The organism is Humidesulfovibrio mexicanus, from assembly GCF_900188225.1.
Taxonomy (GTDB): Bacteria; Desulfobacterota; Desulfovibrionia; order Desulfovibrionales; family Desulfovibrionaceae; genus Humidesulfovibrio; species Humidesulfovibrio mexicanus.
The window spans coordinates 108,674-125,248 of sequence record NZ_FZOC01000005.1; the positions used below are offsets into that span (position 1 = coordinate 108,674).

15 protein-coding genes are annotated in these 16,575 nt (G+C 67.7%); 4 read left to right on the forward strand and 11 right to left on the reverse strand.

Annotated features, from left to right (window positions below; translation table 11 throughout):
* Positions 1–50: 50 nt before the first annotated feature.
* The 5 genes from CHB73_RS11845 to CHB73_RS11865 all read right to left on the reverse strand — a co-directional run bounded on the left by CHB73_RS11845 (position 51) and on the right by CHB73_RS11865 (position 5,467).
* A complete protein-coding gene (locus tag CHB73_RS11845) occupies positions 51–692 on the reverse strand; it encodes a CerR family C-terminal domain-containing protein (protein WP_089274799.1) in 642 nt (213 codons plus the stop codon).
* Positions 693–917: 225 nt separating this feature from the next.
* Positions 918–1,487, reverse strand: coding sequence for a type I restriction enzyme HsdR N-terminal domain-containing protein (locus CHB73_RS11850; RefSeq protein ID WP_089274800.1), 570 nt, complete (start codon positions 1,485–1,487; stop codon positions 918–920).
* Between the two features lie 47 nt (positions 1,488–1,534).
* Positions 1,535–1,867 (reverse strand): antibiotic biosynthesis monooxygenase, encoded by a 333-nt coding sequence (locus CHB73_RS11855; RefSeq protein WP_089274801.1) that lies wholly within the window; start codon positions 1,865–1,867, stop codon positions 1,535–1,537.
* Between the two features lie 15 nt (positions 1,868–1,882).
* Positions 1,883–4,423, reverse strand: coding sequence for a cytochrome ubiquinol oxidase subunit I (locus CHB73_RS11860; protein WP_089274802.1), 2,541 nt, complete (start codon positions 4,421–4,423; stop codon positions 1,883–1,885).
* A gap of 3 nt (positions 4,424–4,426) precedes the next feature.
* Positions 4,427–5,467, reverse strand: a complete 1,041-nt coding sequence (locus tag CHB73_RS11865) for a hypothetical protein (RefSeq protein WP_089274803.1) — start codon at positions 5,465–5,467, stop codon at positions 4,427–4,429.
* A gap of 137 nt (positions 5,468–5,604) precedes the next feature.
* Here CHB73_RS11865 and CHB73_RS11870 point away from each other — a divergent pair, with 137 nt between their 5' ends.
* Both CHB73_RS11870 and eno read left to right on the forward strand, forming a co-directional pair.
* Positions 5,605–6,441, forward strand: coding sequence for a type III pantothenate kinase (locus CHB73_RS11870; RefSeq protein WP_089274804.1), 837 nt, complete (start codon positions 5,605–5,607; stop codon positions 6,439–6,441).
* A gap of 91 nt (positions 6,442–6,532) precedes the next feature.
* Complete coding sequence (gene eno / locus CHB73_RS11875; protein WP_089274805.1) at positions 6,533–7,837, forward strand: phosphopyruvate hydratase; 1,305 nt, start codon at positions 6,533–6,535, stop codon at positions 7,835–7,837.
* 89 nt (positions 7,838–7,926) lie between these two features.
* Here eno and CHB73_RS11880 read toward each other — a convergent pair whose 3' ends face one another.
* Positions 7,927–9,390, reverse strand: a complete 1,464-nt coding sequence (locus tag CHB73_RS11880) for an adenylyltransferase/cytidyltransferase family protein (protein ID WP_179217020.1) — start codon at positions 9,388–9,390, stop codon at positions 7,927–7,929.
* Between the two features lie 529 nt (positions 9,391–9,919).
* Entirely contained in the window at positions 9,920–10,192 is a 273-nt protein-coding gene (locus CHB73_RS11885; protein WP_089274807.1) for a hypothetical protein, read from the reverse strand.
* Positions 10,193–10,360: 168 nt separating this feature from the next.
* Here CHB73_RS11885 and CHB73_RS11890 point away from each other — a divergent pair, with 168 nt between their 5' ends.
* Positions 10,361–10,741: a hypothetical protein gene (locus CHB73_RS11890; protein ID WP_089274808.1), complete on the forward strand. Its 381-nt coding sequence runs from the start codon at positions 10,361–10,363 to the stop codon at positions 10,739–10,741.
* A 162-nt stretch (positions 10,742–10,903) separates the two neighbouring features.
* Here CHB73_RS11890 and CHB73_RS11895 read toward each other — a convergent pair whose 3' ends face one another.
* From CHB73_RS11895 to CHB73_RS11905, 3 genes are read right to left on the reverse strand one after another with little or no spacing between them, the layout of a single operon-like run.
* Positions 10,904–11,860, reverse strand: a complete 957-nt coding sequence (locus CHB73_RS11895) for an ACP S-malonyltransferase (RefSeq protein WP_089274809.1) — start codon at positions 11,858–11,860, stop codon at positions 10,904–10,906.
* A gap of 23 nt (positions 11,861–11,883) precedes the next feature.
* Positions 11,884–13,239, reverse strand: coding sequence for a DNA repair protein RadA (radA, locus tag CHB73_RS11900; protein ID WP_089274810.1), 1,356 nt, complete (start codon positions 13,237–13,239; stop codon positions 11,884–11,886).
* A gap of 7 nt (positions 13,240–13,246) precedes the next feature.
* Entirely contained in the window at positions 13,247–14,455 is a 1,209-nt protein-coding gene (locus CHB73_RS11905) for a hypothetical protein (protein ID WP_089274811.1), read from the reverse strand.
* Positions 14,456–14,596: 141 nt separating this feature from the next.
* Between CHB73_RS11905 and CHB73_RS11910 the strand changes: the two genes are divergently transcribed.
* A complete protein-coding gene (locus tag CHB73_RS11910; RefSeq protein WP_089274812.1) occupies positions 14,597–15,931 on the forward strand; it encodes an L-cysteine desulfidase family protein in 1,335 nt (444 codons plus the stop codon).
* Positions 15,932–16,018: 87 nt separating this feature from the next.
* Here the strand turns inward: CHB73_RS11910 and CHB73_RS16875 are convergent, their stop codons facing one another.
* A complete protein-coding gene (locus CHB73_RS16875; protein ID WP_179217021.1) occupies positions 16,019–16,432 on the reverse strand; it encodes a universal stress protein in 414 nt (137 codons plus the stop codon).
* Between the last annotated feature and the right edge of the window lie 143 nt (positions 16,433–16,575).

Genomic DNA, 16,575 nt, shown 5'->3' on the forward strand with positions numbered 1-16,575 from the left:
ATTAACAAGGCGTAAAAAAACGCCTCTCCGGCCGGGGGCTGGATACGGCGTTACAGGCCCAGGGAGGCGACGATGGCGTCGCCCAGGGGCCGGGAGATGAGCAGGTGCTTGTCGCCTTCCAGGTCGGGCCACTTGAGGCGGGGCAGCAGCAGCACCCGTCCACGGAAAAACGTCATGCACTGGGCGACGATGGCCTGCCCCAGCACCAGGCTTTCAAAGGCCTCTGGCTTGAGCCCCTTGGCCTCGGCCGCGATGCGGCTGGCCGTGCGGTGGAACGGGGCGAGCACCTCGTTGAACAGGCGGTCGTAATACTTCTTGGGGGTGGTCAGGTCGTCGTTGAGGAGCACGGCCAAGAAGCGCCCGCTCTGCTTGCCGGTGATGGCCGCGATGACCCCGTCCACCAGCTCGCGCACGGCCGCCGCAAGGGCGTCTTTGCCGCCGCCGATGCGGGTTTCCGCGGCCTCCAGAAGCGGCAGGATGATCTCTTTCCATTTTTGCAGACAATGGCTGAAGATGGCATCCAGGAGCCCCTCCCGGCTGCCGAAGTGGTAGTTGATCATGGCGTGGTTCACCTTGGCCTCGGCGGCCAGGCGGCGGTTGCTCACCTCGTGCCCGTTGTGCTCGGCAAAGAGCCACGTGCCCGCCTCGATGAGCTTGGCCCTGGTCATGTTCTCGCCGACTGTCTGCTGCATGTGCCCCTCGCCATGATGTTCGTGAACCCCACCTAGTCCATCGGCGGCGGCATGTCAACCGCTTGGTTAAACCGCGTGGTTAAAATGCTCTTGCCGCGGAGCCGGAGGCTTCGCGGCCATGGGCGAGACCCACGCTGGTCAACGCCATGGGCGCGCGCAGAGAGCCGCGCCGCATGGTGCGGGCGGTTGCGGCCGGGACGGTTTGGGTGTGCTGCGCCGGTGGCGCTACGTGCCGCTTTTGGGCGGAATGCGGCAGGACTCCTGGCAGCAGGTGCCGTAGAGGAAGCCGTTGTACGCGTGGAGGATGCGCTCCTCGCGGGCCCGACGTTCCGGCGTCAGCGCGTTGCGCGGGGTGTCGGCGTGTTTGGCGAGCACTTCGGCCCAAGCGGGGATGGCGCGCACGCCGGTGGCGACGCAGTCTCCGCTGGCGGTGTCGAGGATGCTGGCGCCGATGGTGTCCGTGGCGATGGCCAGGGGCACAGGCCCGCCGGGAAAGAGGCGCGCGCAGCTCACGGTCTCGCGCTCGAAGCTGCCCACGTCGCCCGCGCAGAAGATGACGAGCAGCACGGGCGCGCCGCCGGGCTCGTAGGCCACCAGGTCGACATGCCTGCCGGTTTCTTCCCCGTCGACATGGAAGATCAGGGGAACCTTGGCCTTGAGCGCGTCCTTGGGGAAGCCCTTCTCCTCCACCAGATGCCGGGCAAGGGCTTGGCGGAACTCTTCGTAGGTGGTCTCCTCGATGGGCTGGCCGCTCAGGTAGTCGGTGAGCATTCCGCCCAGGCTGGTTTCGTGCATGGCGTTCCTCCCTTTTGCGGGCAAGGGGCTCGGCGCGGCCGCCGCGTTCAGGTCCGGTCCTGGCCGAGCACGGCGTAATGCCGCACATGCTTGTCCGGGATGATCTCGTAGCGTTCGTCGCCGGGGTACAGCACGGCGCGGTGCATGTCTTCCCCGGCAAAGGCGCGCACCGCCTCCCAGGAATCCCAGAAGGTGGTGAGGCCGATCTCCACGCTTCCGGACCCTGGGCCGAGGCCGTTGTCCTCCAGGCGTTCCAGCACCAGATGGCCCTTGTAGCCCTTGGTTTCCCGCGCCTCGCGCACGCCGGTGCGCTCCAGGTGCAGCAGGAAGCCGTCGCGGTGCCGGGCGGGGCACAGGCATTTCCATTCACGGGCGATCATGGTTTGCTCGCACTCCTACTGGATGGTGTTCGGGTGGTGCGCATCCATGTCCTTGGCGACCTTGTGGCACACGGCGCAATTGGCCTTGGCCCCCAGAGGGCGCTCCAGCTTCTGGTACTGCAGCGGCTGCACCACGTCGCGGCGCTTCCCGTAGGGGTTCGTTGCCGGGTACAGCGCGTGCTGCGGGCCGTGGCACGAGGGGCAGGAGAGCGCCCCCATGTCGTCCAGCCGCTCGCGGAAGCGGTCCGCCGGGGCCTTGGTCCAGTTGCCGAAGGCCTGGCTGGGGTCGGGCGCGCCGAAGTCCTTGTGGCAGGCCAGACAGTCGGTGGTCTGCACCCAGGCGGTGCGCGGCGGAATCTGCTTCTTGTCCATGCCCTGCGGGGTGATCGTGCTGATGAGCCGACTTGCCCCGCGCGTGCCCGTACCGGCCTCGGCCTCGCGCTTCAGCAGCGCCAGGGCGTGATCCTCCAGGTGGCCGTGGCAGGCCACGCAGTCCAGGCCAAGCTGGCCGTGCAGGCCGCGCAACATGCGCGTGCCGCCGTTTTCGCGGCTGGGGTGGCAGCGTGCGCAGGCCTCCGCGCCCTGGCCGCGCATGGTGTTGGCATGGAAGCCGTGCAGCGCGGCGGAGACGGAGAGCAGGTCGCCCCGGCCTTTGCCGCCGGTCAGGGGATCAGCGTGGCAGTCCGCGCAGCGTACGGGCTTGCCGCTTCGGGCCTGGGCCGCCAAGCCGGTGCGGTTCAGCCTGTCGTGGATGCGCAGGATGTTCATGCCGGTTTCCGGCGTGATTGCGCCCTTGGCGTCGCCCCCGCCGTGGCAGGCGGCGCAGCCCGCCTCGTCGGACACGGGCAGGGCCGCGCGGGTGCGGGCCAGCACACGGCCGCTTGCGTCGCGCGCCTCCACCGTGGCCATGGGGTAGGGGAAGAGCGTTCCATCGGCCCTGCGGGGCGAAAGGGTGAGCGTGGCGTGGAACCAGTCGCGGCCGTCCAGGAGCTTCATGCCGCCGCTGGCCGCGCCCCCTTCCACGGCGTAGGTGAGGGCGACCCCGTCGGTGACCTTGGAGGGGCCGTCGCCGCGCTTGATGAGCTGGGCGTGGAGGCGGACTTCCGGCTCCCGCAGCGAGAACACGCCCGGAGCCCCGACAGCCTGATGCATTCCCTGGCCGGGCCAGGCAAGCAGCACGTATTCGTCCGTGGCCGGGTCGAAGGGCGGCACTTCGGCGTCCGTCTCGACAATGTCCACCGCAGGCTGAGGGCCGTCCGTTCTGCCCCCCAGCACCTGGGCCACATAGGCGGCCAGGGCGTCGCGCTCCTGGCCGTTGCCCACAAAGGGCGGCATGGCCGGGTTGATGGCGTCAAGGGCGCCCAAAAGCGAGGCCATGCCTTCCGTGGTGAGGCTGGCGGCCCAGGGGCGGATGTTGTTCATGGGGCCGCCGATGGAGTGGCAGCTTGCGCACTGGTGTTGGAACAGTTCTGCCCCGGCCTCCAGCCTGTTGGCTTCGGTCACCTGGCGGATGCGCGCCCATTTGGCCGTGGCCAGATAGCCCTGGGCGCTGGCGGTTTCCTCCGTGCCCACGCGGATGCCGTTGGAATAGGTGTGTCCGTAGATGAGAAACGGCTTGCGCGCGGCCTCGCGCACGAACTCGAAGCTGCCGATGACGCCCCAGCCCGTAAGCACCACCACAAGGGCCAGCGGGAAGCGGAAGCGGCCGGGCGTGCGGATGGCCAGGACCAGCGCGCCAATGGCCGCCGCTGCGGCGAAATATTGGAAGTACTTCAGGAAACCGGTGATGCGCGCCGAGCGCAGCATGACCATCTCAAACTGCGGCTGGGGCAGGGCGTGGATGTACCACCAGCCCGCGCCGACGCAGGCGGCCAGCGGCAGGATGGTCCAGGCGGCGGCCATGCGCACCATGCGTTCGCGTGCAAGGCCGGAGCCGTTCTCATCCGGAATGCGCGTGGCCGTGACAAAGCCGAAGAGCCCGGCCAGCGCCAGGCTGATGGCCGTGCGCAGGGCCAATTGCGGCCAGAAGGTCGGGTTCAGGAAGGCGTCCCAGAAGTCACGGCTGGTGGTCCACTCGCCCGGCGTCAGCATGAAGCCCACAATGCCGTTGATCATGAACAGGGAGAGGAAGGCGAACAGGAAGTAGAACCAGCCCATGCGCATGTGGTCGCCCGGCTCCATGCGGTCGAACCCGTAGTAGTAGACGAGCAGCGCGACGATTTCGCCCAGGAAGAACACCCATTCTGTGGCGAAGCCGTAAACGAAGACCTTCAGGAGCGTGCTTGTGGCCTGCGGCGACAACAGCCCGATGGTGAACCAGATGCCCACGCCCGTGACCCCGCCGGCCACCATGGTCACCAGCAGGAAGAGCCGGGCGTGGCGCTTGACGTGGGCCAGCAGCGCCGGGCTGCCCAGCCTGCGCGCGTACAGTTCGGCAAGCACGAGGTACAGGCCGCCGCCCACGGCGAAGTGCGCCAGGTACACGTGGAACGTGCCGATGAGGGCGATCCAGAAGCCGCCAGCCAATGCGAAAAGGTGCCAGATAGGGTATTCCATGGCCTACCTCCCCGCGCCCGCGGTCTTGGCGTAGGTCTTGAGCATGTAGGTCACGGCGGCCAGGCCCACGACGAGCGAGCCCAGGAACATGACCAGGGGCGACACCTCGTTGCGCACCGGCAGGTCCGCGGGGTTGAAGTACGGGGCCAGGGTGAAGGCGCGCACCTGGGCGCGGGTCAGGCTCATGACCAGTACCGCGGCCACGGTGAGTCCGGCGGCAAGCCCCGGGCGTCTGCGCAGCCCGGCGAACAGGGCCGCCAGTCCGGCCAGGGAGCCCACGGCCAGGGCCCCGGTGGCCAGGGCGCTGCCGCCCATGAACGCAGACAAGACCGTCCGGGGCAGGGAGACGAGCACCCAGGCGCCGATGACGATCTGCAGCATGGTGGCCCGCGTGAACCACTTCATGCCGAGGTCCACCCAGTCCGGCCGACCTCGTTTTTCGCCCAGGAGCGCGGCGTACAACCCGGCCACGGCCGGGGCGGCCACGATGGCGTGCAGGTAGCGCGGCCACAGGGTGGGGTCCGAGAGGTTCAGCAGGCTGCCGCGCGGGTTTTCCGAATAGGCGGTCCAGGCCTCGGGGCGCAGCATCAGGGTCATGTTTGTCGCCAGCAGGAAGCCCGTATACAGGAGGAACGCCAGCGACACCCCCAGCGCCAGGCGCGAAAGGCTGGGCGCGGCGTTGAACTTGGCGTCGTGGGCGTACAACCCATAGTAGCCGATGATGACCGCCGCGATGGCCGAGAGCCACCATCCGGCCATGAGCACCGAACTGGTGTAGAGGAACTGGCCGTACAGCACCTGCACGAAAAGCAGCGGGGCCACGCCGAAGTTGATGGTCAGCGCCAGGAAGGTGGGCGCTCGGTGCCCCAAATCATGGGCCAGGTCCGCGTGTCGGCCGCGCCCGAAGAACGCCAGCAGGGCCGAACCCACCGCAAGGTTCATGAACAGGATGTGCAGGGCGAAGGTGATGACGAGCAAGGCCTCGAACCAGCCCCAGGGGGAGGGGATGGCCTCGGCCGCAGGAATGAGCCTGGCCGGGTCCATGCGTATTCTCCTTGACGGATGTCTAGGTTATGGCAATACACGGTGCTGGGCGCTCTGGCAATGCGCTTTGCGCACGTCTTTGGTCCCGCACCGCGCCCACCTCCCCCGTTTTTCGAACCAAAACTCCGGAAGAGCGAATGGATACAGTGTTTTTGCTTGATGTGGGCAACACCAACGTCAAGGTCGGGCTGGCCCGTCCCGGCCTGGGGCTGGCCGCCTGCTACGCCCTGCCCACGTCCCCGGCGGACACACCGGACTCCTGGGGGCTTCGGCTGCTCGACATCTGCCGGGTGGAGAACGTGGCCCCCGGCGAGGTGACGGGCTTTGTCGCGTCATCCGTGGTGCCGCCCATGAATCCGGTGCTTTCCCGCGCGGCCGAGCGCTTTTTCGGGCGCAAGGCGCTGTTTGCGCCCGGCGACCTGCCCATCCCCATCGAGAACCGTTACGCCCGGCCCGCGGAGGTCGGGGCCGACAGGCTCGTCACCGCCTGCGCCGCGCGACATCTTTCGGACGCCCCGGCCCTGGTCGTGGTGGATTTTGGCACGGCCACCACCTTCGATTGCGTGTTGGGCGGCGCCTTCATGGGCGGGCTCATCTGCCCGGGGGTGCTTTCGAGCGCGCGGGCCCTGGCCACGGGCACGGCCAAGCTGCCGCACATCACGCTTGAAATCGGGCCGCCCCGGCCGGATGGCGGTCTCGAAATCGGGCAGAGCACGTCGCAGAGCCTGAACCTGGGGCTTATCCACGGCTTCGCCGCCATGGTGGAGGGGTTGGCGAAAAAGCTCGCGGCCACGCTGCTGCCTGGACGCGAAGGCGAGGTGCGCGTCATCGCCACTGGCGGCTTCGCCGCGCGCATCGCGGCCGTGTGCCCGGCCATCCATGAGGTCCGAGAGGATCTGCTCATGGAGGGCCTGTGGCGCGTCTGGAGGGCCTCGGAAGGCGCTGGCGCGGAAATGTCGCGCGCGGGCATTTGAATCTGCGGCGGTTTTCGTATATCTTGCCCCATGGAATGATTGTCGAGCAAACAGAACACACCACCACGGTTCACAAAACCAAGGAGACCATATGAGCACCATCGTTGCTGTCTGGGCCCGCGAGATCCTGGATTCGCGCGGCAATCCCACCGTCGAGGTCGAGGTGACCTACGAGTCTGGAGCGTCGGGCCGCGCGGCGGTGCCCTCCGGGGCGTCCACCGGCAGCCGCGAGGCGCTGGAACTGCGCGACGGGGACAAGAAACGCTACGGCGGCAAGGGCGTGGCCAACGCGGTGAACAACATCCGCGAGGAGATCGCCAGCGCCATCGTGGGCATGGACGGCCTGCGCCAGGTGGCCCTGGACAACTCCCTCATCGACCTGGACGGCACGGACAACAAGGGCCGCCTGGGCGCCAACGCCATCCTGGGCGTCTCCATGGCCAACGCCCGCGCCGCGGCCAATTTCCTGGGCATTCCGCTGTACCAGTATCTGGGCGGCATCAACGCCAAGCTTCTGCCCGTGCCCATGATGAACATCATCAACGGCGGAGCCCACGCGCCCAATAATCTGGACATCCAGGAATTCATGATCATGCCCCTGGGTGCGGAGACCTTCGCCGACGCCCTGCGCATGGGCTCGGAGACCTTCCACGAGCTGAAAAGCATCCTCGCCAAGGACGGCCACGTGACCAGCGTGGGCGACGAGGGCGGCTTCGCCCCCAACCTGAAGAGCCACTCCGAGGCCCTGGAGTACATCATCCGCGCCATTGAGGCCGCCGGCTACAACCCCGGCCATGAGATCGCGCTGGCCATGGACTGCGCCGCCAGCGAATTCTTCGACAAAGGCAAGTACAACCTCAAGGGCGAGGGCAAGGTCCTCTCCGCGCCGGAGATCATCGACTACTACGCCGACCTGGTGTCGCGCTTCCCCATCGTCAGCATCGAGGACGGCATGGCCGAGGGCGACTGGGACGGCTGGGTCAGCCTGTCCGACCGCATGGGCAATGACATCCAGCTGGTGGGCGACGACATCTTCGTCACCAACCCGGACATCCTGGCCGAGGGCATCGAGCGCGGGGTGGCCAACTCCATCCTCATCAAACTGAACCAGATCGGCACCGTGACCGAGACCCTCGACACCATCGAGATGGCCAAGCAGGCCGCCTACACCACGGTTGTCTCCCACCGCAGCGGCGAGACCGAGGACGCCTTCATCTCCGACCTGGCCGTGGCCGTGAACGCCGGGCAGATCAAGACCGGGTCCCTGTGCCGCAGCGACCGGCTGGCCAAGTACAACCAGCTCCTGCGCATCGAGGAGGACCTGGAGGAGGAGGCCATCTACTACGGCCCGCTTCTGGCCGACAGCTGGTTCGCCCACGAGCACGAGGAAGAGTAAGGCTCAGGCCGCAAGGCCGCGTTGAGGAAATGTAAGGCCCCGCCCCCCGGTTAAGAGGGGCGGGGCCTTTTCGCTGCGGTCAGTACGGATTAGGCGTCGGGTGGAATCTGGCCCAGGTCCTTGAGCCCCGCGATGGTCGATTCCGGCACCAGCCTGCGCAGGGTGGCGTAGTCGGCCTCGCGGATGCACCTGCGCACCGCGGACGCGCTCACGGCTGCGCCGCCGACGCAGTGGCGCTCCACCTCGATGTATTCGATGCCGTAACGCGGCATGTGCTCGGCCATCTGCCTGTTGTACTGGCTGGTCACCGGGCAGTAAGGCTCCTGCCCGGCGAAGCGCTTGGTGATGCCGAGGGCTTGGGCGATGTACCGACCGAAGTTGGAGAGGTCGTCCGTGGCGTCCAGTTGGGCATTCGGATTGGCTTCCTTTTCGAAGTACTGCGGATGGGTGCTGGCTGTTCCCCAGGCGCCGCTGTAGGGCAGCACGGTGACGTTCGGCAGATCAGACGTGCCTGCCTGCACCATCCGGAACCGCTGTTCGAAGTTGAAGTGTTGCCTGTTTTCCCGATTGATGAACACGAACAGGTGGTCCACCTGGCCAGCCGCCAGGCGAATCAAGTGCTTGTGCCCCAGGGTGAAGGGGTTGCAGTTCATGACGATGGAACCCACTATTCCGCTCGCGGGACGCAGGCTCTTCAAGTGGGCCAGGTAGTCCCGGACCTCAGGAATCCGGAGCAGCTGGTCCTCGCGTTCCTGACTGAACTCCGGAATGGCTTCCAGGCGAAGGGCGCGGGCGATGTCGTCGGCAACGGCCTTATGCTCGCGAGGGAGCTGGAAGCAGGTCTGGAAGAGTCTGTCCGCCACGAGTTTGTTGCCGCGCGGGCTGAGGTGGGAGAAGTCGATGAAGACTTCTCCGTGAGGGTGCGGCCGTTCGAACAGGGGGGTGGAGTCCATGGTCGGGATGCCGTGAGCCTGGCAAAGGCCAACGATGCGCGGGAGGGTGTCCGGCGGTGTCTTGCTCCAGCCCACGCGGCCATGCTCGGTCTCGACCATGCAGCCGAAAAAGATCACCAGGTCGCCCTGGCGCAGGGGGGTATGCTTCAGGTGGCCCAGAAGCATGGAATACGATCCGCCGCGTATGCCGCGGTTCAGGACGCCGTGTGCGGGGAAGCCGCTGTCCTGCAGGTTGAGTTCGTTCAGCCGCGCCTGCAGCAGCGAAGGAATGGTGTGCGCGTCTTCGGACCCGAAGCCGTACACCGGGGACGTGCCGAACACGTATACGGAGCGCTCATGCTTGACGGGAACGCCCGTGGTGACGCGGAATCCGTGCCGCACGTTGACAAGACGCGAGGTCATGTCCTGCTGGAAGGTGAGCCCGTCCGGGTTGGTGATGAGGCCGGGGCCGGTCATCACCTCGCGCGCATAGGCATCGCAGAAGCCGTCGACGCCTTCGTAGGTCTGGGCCAGATGCGGGGGATTGCCCTGGAGCCAGCTGATCCTGTCCGTTATTCGGGTCACTTCCTCGCCACCCTCTTTGCCACCGAAACGCGCCATGCCGAGATGGCGTTCGGTGTCAGACGGGGCGCGTAGCATTGTCACCCAGGGCAGTGCGCAAAAGATGAAGTCGGCACCCTGGCTGCGCACATGTTGGTGGGCGTGGCGCAGACATTCAAAGTGGTAGTGATATGGTGAGAGGCGGGCGTGGCTCATATCGGGGCTCAATTGCTAGAGTTCTGGAGGCGGTCGGGCTGACCTGTGGCAGATGTTATCATCAAATTTCGTGGCAATTATTGTCTTGCGCAACGAAAGTCAAGACGCTTGGGCGGTTGCGTCGTCATCAATCGGCCTGTGCCCGACATGTAAGGCCCCGCCCCCCGGTAAAGAGGGAGGCGGGGCCTTTGTACGTAGCGGCCACGGGGAGGACCGGGGCGCTTCCGTGTTTCCGGACCTCGGGGAAAGGCCTGGAAGCGGATCGTCGAATCATCCAACGGGGTGAAACGAAAGGGACCCATACTGTTGAAAACTGCGCAGTCCATTTGGCCTTGAGGAAACGTGCGTCGCGCCTGTGCGCGGCCCTTTCGCGCTAACGCAAAATGGCTGCGAGCGTGTTGCGCACCAAGGCAATGGGGTGCAGTGACCCTTTCGTTGGGGACTGGCTGCGGTGCTGCGCGGATTGTGGCGGATCGTATTTCACAGGTTTTTCCCCATCCCAGCGGCGCAGGCCTTTGTTGCGTATGAATTCATGCCAGTGGCTCACGGAAATGCGGATCGCATCGCCGGGAATTCGTGAGTGGACAACCGGTGTGTAGAAGCCCTTCGGGTGGCCATTTTCATCGAAAAGCGCATAGATCTCCATCGGCGACTCCAGAGGAAATTTCTGAATTCTTGAACAAAAAATACAAGTTATGGCTGGCATCGTCAATGCCGGGAATTGCGTATTTGCGTTTGTGCCCTTTACAACCCACCCCTCGCGCGGCATGATGCGAATAAGAGCCATAATCCCCGTTTGCGGGAAGGAGGGCGTATGCAACACCGGGCGTCGTTGACCAAGCATGAGAACGAACTGTCGCGGGCCTTGCGCCAGCGGGTGCAGAGCGCGGAGAGCGTTCAGGATGTGCAGCAGGCCTTCGCCTTGTTCCTTAAGGACATGCTGGCCCGCGCCACAGGGCACGAACTGGTGCTGGAGGAAGGGGACGTGCGTGTGGACCCGGCCGCGCCAGAGGGCTATGTGCTGGGGCCGGGCATTGCGGCAAATCCCGACTACGCCAGATTCCTCGTCGGCTCCGACCTGCCGGAGATATTGCGCCGCCAAGCCGAGGACGCCGTGAACCGCATCAACCACCTCAAGCGCAACACCGTGAAGGCCGAGGCCAAGCTGTTCCCCCGGCCGGACCGGAAGTACTAAGTCCGGTAAGGGGCTTGCGCCGTGCGCATGGGCGTCTTTGGCGGCGCTCCAGACCGGCTGCGGTCTTCCGTCGTCGCTGTAGCCCGGCCCCAAAACGCCAAGCGGCCCGGTCGCCCCAATCGAGGCGGCCGGGCCGTGTGTCGTTGCTTCGGGGAGGGCGGGTTAGATGTCCGCCACGGCGTCCATGTTTCCGGCAGCCTGGGCGATGATGTCGTCTTTTCCTTCCAGGTTCTGCAAGGCCAGCTTGGCCAGCACGCTCTTGGGGCCAAGCTCGACGAAGCGCCGCGCGCCCGCCGCATACAGCCCCCGCATGGTGACGGTCCACAGGACGGACGAGGTCATCTGCGCGGTGAGCAGGGCTTTGAGGACGCCGGGGTCGGTCTCGGCCTGGCCGGTGACGTTCATGTACACCGGGAAGGCGGCGGGCCGCCAGGCCAGGGAGTCCAGCACCTTGGCGAAGGCGTTGGCGGGCTCGCTCATGAGCGGGCTGTGGAACGCGCCGGACACGGCCAGGGGCACGGCGCGGCCCTTGGCCTCCTTCACCAGCGCGCTCGCGGCGTCCAGCGCGGGCTTTTCCCCGCTGATGACGAACTGCGCGGGCGAATTGTGGTTGGCGATGCGCAGAAATGCGCCGCTCTGCCCGGCGGCCTTGGCCACGATGGCCTCCACGGTCTCAAGGGGCAGCTTGACCACGGCGGCCATGCCGTGGCCGGACGGCCCCGAAGGGGAGCCCGCGTCGGCCATGAGCTTGCCGCGCTCGCACACGGCCTTCACCACGTCCTCCACGGAAAGCACGCCAGCGGCGCACAGGGCGGCGAATTCGCCCAGGCTGTGCCCGGCCGCGCCAACCACGCTCATGGCCTGGGCCTTGCCCTTGGCGGCCAGCCACAGGCTGACGTTGACCACGGTGAGGGCGGGCTGCAGGGCGCGGGTGTCGCTCATCTCCGGGGCCGGGGCGGCATCGGGAGCGCCCCAATAGATTTCGCGCAGCTTGAGGCCGGAGCATTTTTCGGCCAGCAGCCAGAGGTCCATGGCCGCGCTTTGCGCCTCGGCCACGTCGCGGCCCATGTTCAGCTCCTGCGAGCCCTGGCCGGGGAAGAGGAAGGCGGTGGGAAGCATCGTCGTCTCCTTGCGTGTGTCTTTCAGGATTGCGTTTTGCCGAACAGGGCGCGGCGCAGGTCGTCCAGGGTCTTGCAGGTCCCGGCGTGCAGCAGCGGGCCGTAGCCCAGGCGCGAGGCCTGCTTCTGGCGCGTCTCCTGCCCGGCCACGGGCCGAACGTGCCCGTTCAGGTCCAACTCGCCCCAGAACACCGCCCCTTCGGGCAGCGGGGCGTCGTAGAACGAGGACAGCACGGCCGCCGCGAGCCCCAGGTCCAGGCCGGGGTCGCGCAGGGCCAGCCCGCCGCCTTGCTTCACGTAGATGTCGTGTTGCCCCAGCGGCAGTTTGAGGCGCTTTTCCAGCACGGCCAAAAGCAGGTGCAGGCGGTTGGCGTCGAAGCCCAGCGCCGCCCGGCGCGGAATGGACAAAAAGCTCTTGGCGGCAAGCGCCTGGATCTCCACGGCGAAGGGCCTGCGGCCGTCCAGCGCCAGCGACACGGCTGCGCCCGAAAGGCTGGCGTCGCGCGCGCCCAGGAAAAAGGTGGACGGGTCGTCCACCACGGCGAGGCCCTTTTCCTCCATGGTGAAGACCAGCAGCTCGTCGGACGGGCCGAAGCGGTTTTTCAGCACCCGCAGCACGCGGGAGTAATCCCTCCGGTCGCCCTCCAGGTAGAGCACGGTGTCCACCATGTGCTCCAGCAGCTTGGGCCCGGCGATCTGCCCGTCCTTGGTCACGTGGCCCACCAGCACCAGGGTGGCCTGGGTGCGCTTGACCGCCTCCACCAGCTCTCCGGACACGGTGCGCACCTGGCTTACGCTGCCGGGGATGCCCTCGGCGCGCGGGCTGGCAAGGGTTTGCACCGAATCCACGATGAGCAGCCCCGGTTCGCGGCCCAGGCCCGCGATGACATCCAGGGCCTCGTCGGCGTTGTTGGTGGCCAGCGCAAGCAGGCCGGGGCCAAGCAGGCCAAGGCGCTCCGCCCGGCCGCGAATCTGGGACAGGGATTCCTCGCCGGAAATATAGACCGTGCGGCCGGCTTTTGCACCCATTTCGGCCTGGCGGGCGGCCAGTTGGAGCAGGAGCGTGCTTTTGCCCACGCCGGGCTCGCCGCCAAGCAGGATGGCCGCTCCGGGCACAAGACCCGCGCCCAGCAGGCCGTCCAGGGCCGGGATGCCCGTGGGCCTGGCGCGCACGCCTTCGGCGCTCAGGCCCTCCAGGGCCTCCGGGGCGCTCAGGCTGGCGGGGCGGCTGGCCGTGCCCCGCGCGCTCCAGCCGCCGAGGGCGGCAGCGGCCACGGCCTCCACGGTGTTCCATTCGCCGCAGGCCGCGCACTGGCCCGTCCAGCGCGGGCTCTTGGCCCCGCAGGCCTTGCAGACGTACTCTTCGCGCTGTTTCGCCATGCGCGCCTTATGCCCTGTTTGGCCGGGGCTGGCAATGCGAGGAGCCTGCGTCCGGCTCCTCGCGCCGCTTCCAGGCGTTGACGGCCGCGGTTTTGGGCTCGGTCCAGCCCAGGGGCGTGGAGCGCGCGGGCGTGACCTCAACAGAGCCCGGCAATGGGCGGTTGTCCTGTGACGGCTGGGGCGTGGAGCGCGCGGGCGTGACCTCAACAGTGTCGCTCCCGCCGCCGGAGAGCACCAGCACGGCCACGCTGCGGCCCGCCTCGGCCTCGGCCCGGGCCTTGGGCGAGTAGGAGGCCGCGAAGGCGGCGGCGTCCTCGACGACTGCGCGCGGCCAGGCCTGGGGCGAGGCGCCGGGCCGTGCGATTTTTGGCGCATAGTGGCGGCCAAGGGCCAGCGGGCCGGTGAAGTCCCGCAGGCGGAAGCGCAAGTCGTCCGGTCCGCAGGCGGCCTCCAGGGCCTGGTTTGCGGCCTCGTTTCTGCCGATGGACAGCCAGTACGGCCCGGCCCAGTACTGCCGCGCCAGCTCCGTGATCCGGAAGTCGCCCGTGCGCGGGTCGGCCAAGTGGGTGAGGATGGGCAGGTAGCGCGCCGCGGGTTCGGCCTCGGCCAGGCGGCAGCCGCCCGCCGGGGTGGGAATGTCGGTTATGCCGAAGCGCGCGGCCAGGTCCAACTGCTCCCGGCGGCCCCGGCCCCAGAAGCCCGGCAGCCGCGCGCGGTCCACCAGACCGGAGGCCTCCATGGGCGTTTTGGGAAACTTTTGCGCCGAAAGGGGCCGCAGAAGCAGCTCGGACACCCCGGCGTCCTTTCGGATGAGGTTCAGGGTGTCGCCGCGCTGGCTCATGGGCCGCTGGCCAAGCACCTCGCCGGAGACCAGGAACTTTGCGCCCAGGCGCGGCAAAAGTTCGCGCGCGTGGCGCAGCATCAGGATCTTGCAGTCCACGCAGGGGTTCAGGTGCTTGCCGTAGCCGTGCTCCGGCGCGCGCAGCATGTCCAGGTAGGGGCGGCGCACATCCACCAGAGCGGCCTCAATGCCGTACTCGCGCAGCCAGAAATCCACCAGCTGCGGTTTGCCGAAAAACGGGCTCACGTAGTGCAGGCCCAGCACGCGCAGGCCCTGCTCCTGCAGCAGCTTGACGGCCAGGATGCTGTCCAGCCCGCCGGAGAAGAGCGCCAGCGCGTCCCAGGGGCGGCCGGTGAAGCGGTCGATGGTGTCCATGGGCGGCTCCATACGTGAGGGCCTGGAGGAGGGCAAGGCCGCAGTGCGCGGGGCTGCCGCGCGGCGCGCGCTTCTTGACGCGGCGGCTGGGGGGCGCATACACCGCTCAGATCCGCACCCGGCGGAAAAGGAGACCGGCTTATGGCGTTCAGCGTAAAGGATGTTTTGCGGTTGCAGGTTGCCCCGGCCCTGGGCTGCACCGAGCCCGTGGCCGTGGCCCTGGCCGCTGCTGCTGCTGCCTCGCTTGTGCCCGCGGCGGCGGAGTCCGTGGAGGTGTGGGTGGATCCCAACGTGTACAAGAACGGGCTGGCGGTCTCCATTCCCGGCACGGCGGGCCTTTCCGGCCTGGACACGGCGGCGGCCCTGGGCCTGTGCGGGGGCGACGCCTCGCTGAAGCTGGAGGTGCTGGACCCCGTGACCGAAGCCGACGTGGGGCGCGCCAAGGATTTGTTGCGCACGGGCAGGGCCACGGTGAACCTGCTCGCGGACAGGCGCGGCCTGCACATCCGCGCCGTGGTGCGGGGCGTTGGGCCGGATGGCGCGACGCACGAGGCCCAGGCCGTCATCGAGGGCCAGCACGACCGCATCGTGTCCTTGCACCTGGACGGCGAGCCCGTGGCAGCGCATCCGCTTCTGGCGGAGGGCGCGGCGGGCGGCGGCAAGAGCCAGATGGACGAGTTGGAGGACTGGCTGCGCGGGCTTTCCCTGGCTGAGCTGCTGGCCCTGGCCGAGCAGCTGGACGCCGAGGACCTGGCCTTTTTGGAGCAGGGCGTGGCCTACAATACCCGGCTCGCCCGGCATGGGCTCAAGTACGGCTGCGGGCTGGGCGTGGGCAAGACCTTCGAGCGCCTGGCCCGGCAGAAGCTCATCGCCAAGGACATGTTCCTGGCCGCGCGGATGCTGACCAGCGCCGCGGCCGACGCCCGCATGGACGGGGTCAAGCTTCCGGCCATGAGTTCCGCCGGGAGCGGCAACCACGGCCTCACCGCCGTGCTGCCCATCTGGGCCGTGAAGGATTATCTTGCCTGCACCGAGGCCGATGCGCTCCGGGCCATCGGGCTGTCGCACATCGTCACCGCCTCGGTGAAGGCGCACACGGGCAGGCTTTCGGCCGTGTGCGGGTGCTCCGTGGCGGCCGGGGCCGGGGCCACGGCTGGCATCGCCGCGCTCATGGGCGGCTCTCTGCACCACATCGCCGGGGCCATCAAGCTGCTCATAGAGGATTTGGCCGGGGTGATCTGCGACGGGGCCAAGGCTGGCTGCGCGCTGAAGCTTTCCACCGCGGCGGGCACGGCGGTGCAGGCCGCGCTCTTTTCCCTGCACGGAATGCGCGTGCGCGCCACCGACGGCATCATCGCCGAAAGCCCGGAGCAGACCATGAAGAATGTGGGCCAGCTCTCCTGCGAGGGCATGGTGGAGACCGACCGCACCATTCTGGCCATCATGATCCAGAAGAAGCTGGCGGGGTACGTGTAGCCCGTCCGGCAGCCGGACGCTCGTGCGCCCGGCCGAGGCGTTGAGCCTGGGCCGGGCGCGGGGTTGCGGTGGATGCTCAGGCGCGCGCTAGCGCACCACCAGCACGGAGCAGGGCGCCAGGGCGATGACTTTGCTGGCCACGCTGCCCACCAGCAGGGTGTGCGGCTTCTTTTTGCCGCGCGTGCCCATGACGATGAGATCGAAGCCGCCGCTCTTGGCGATGTCCACGATGAAGTCCTCCGGCGACACGCCGACCTCGAGCAGTTCCTTGGCGTCCAGCCCGGCCGCGCGCACTACGCCCAGCGCCGCGCCCAGCGCCTTGGACGCCTTGTCGCGCAGACGCTCGGTGGCGCTTGCGCCGAACAGGCTCTCCATGTCCTCCACGGATTCGGCCACGGCGAGCAGCGTCAGCTCCGCGCCTTCCTTTTTGGCCATTTCGGCCGCGCGGGCCACGGGCAGGTGGACGGTGTCGGCTGGATCGACGGCGACGAGAATCTTCATGCGAACCCCCTTGGTTGTGGATGCACCGTGTGGGGTCGTGGACGGACTGGAACCCTGCCGAGACCCCATGCGGCAGGGATCGCCTTGAAGCTGTGATTCCAATTTGCAGGATATGTGAAAAAGAGAACAAGTCAAGGGAACGG

Bases quoted from the DNA above. Each gene is read 5' to 3' on its own strand.
- CHB73_RS11870 (WP_089274804.1), top strand. From the start codon at position 5,605: ATGGATACAGTGTTTTTGCTTGATGTGGGCAACACCAACGTCAAGGTC.
- CHB73_RS11880 (WP_179217020.1), bottom strand. From the start codon at position 9,390: ATGGCGCGTTTCGGTGGCAAAGAGGGTGGCGAGGAAGTGACCCGAATA.
- CHB73_RS11910 (WP_089274812.1), top strand. From the start codon at position 14,597: ATGGCGTTCAGCGTAAAGGATGTTTTGCGGTTGCAGGTTGCCCCGGCC.
- radA (WP_089274810.1), bottom strand. From the start codon at position 13,239: ATGGCGAAACAGCGCGAAGAGTACGTCTGCAAGGCCTGCGGGGCCAAG.
- CHB73_RS11895 (WP_089274809.1), bottom strand. From the start codon at position 11,860: ATGCTTCCCACCGCCTTCCTCTTCCCCGGCCAGGGCTCGCAGGAGCTG.
- CHB73_RS11850 (WP_089274800.1), bottom strand. From the start codon at position 1,487: ATGCACGAAACCAGCCTGGGCGGAATGCTCACCGACTACCTGAGCGGC.
- CHB73_RS11845 (WP_089274799.1), bottom strand. From the start codon at position 692: ATGCAGCAGACAGTCGGCGAGAACATGACCAGGGCCAAGCTCATCGAG.
- CHB73_RS11865 (WP_089274803.1), bottom strand. From the start codon at position 5,467: ATGGACCCGGCCAGGCTCATTCCTGCGGCCGAGGCCATCCCCTCCCCC.
- CHB73_RS11855 (WP_089274801.1), bottom strand. From the start codon at position 1,867: ATGATCGCCCGTGAATGGAAATGCCTGTGCCCCGCCCGGCACCGCGAC.
- CHB73_RS11905 (WP_089274811.1), bottom strand. From the start codon at position 14,455: ATGGACACCATCGACCGCTTCACCGGCCGCCCCTGGGACGCGCTGGCG.
- CHB73_RS11860 (WP_089274802.1), bottom strand. From the start codon at position 4,423: ATGGAATACCCTATCTGGCACCTTTTCGCATTGGCTGGCGGCTTCTGG.
- CHB73_RS11885 (WP_089274807.1), bottom strand. From the start codon at position 10,192: ATGGAGATCTATGCGCTTTTCGATGAAAATGGCCACCCGAAGGGCTTC.
- eno (WP_089274805.1), top strand. From the start codon at position 6,533: ATGAGCACCATCGTTGCTGTCTGGGCCCGCGAGATCCTGGATTCGCGC.
- CHB73_RS16875 (WP_179217021.1), bottom strand. From the start codon at position 16,432: ATGAAGATTCTCGTCGCCGTCGATCCAGCCGACACCGTCCACCTGCCC.
- CHB73_RS11890 (WP_089274808.1), top strand. From the start codon at position 10,361: ATGCAACACCGGGCGTCGTTGACCAAGCATGAGAACGAACTGTCGCGG.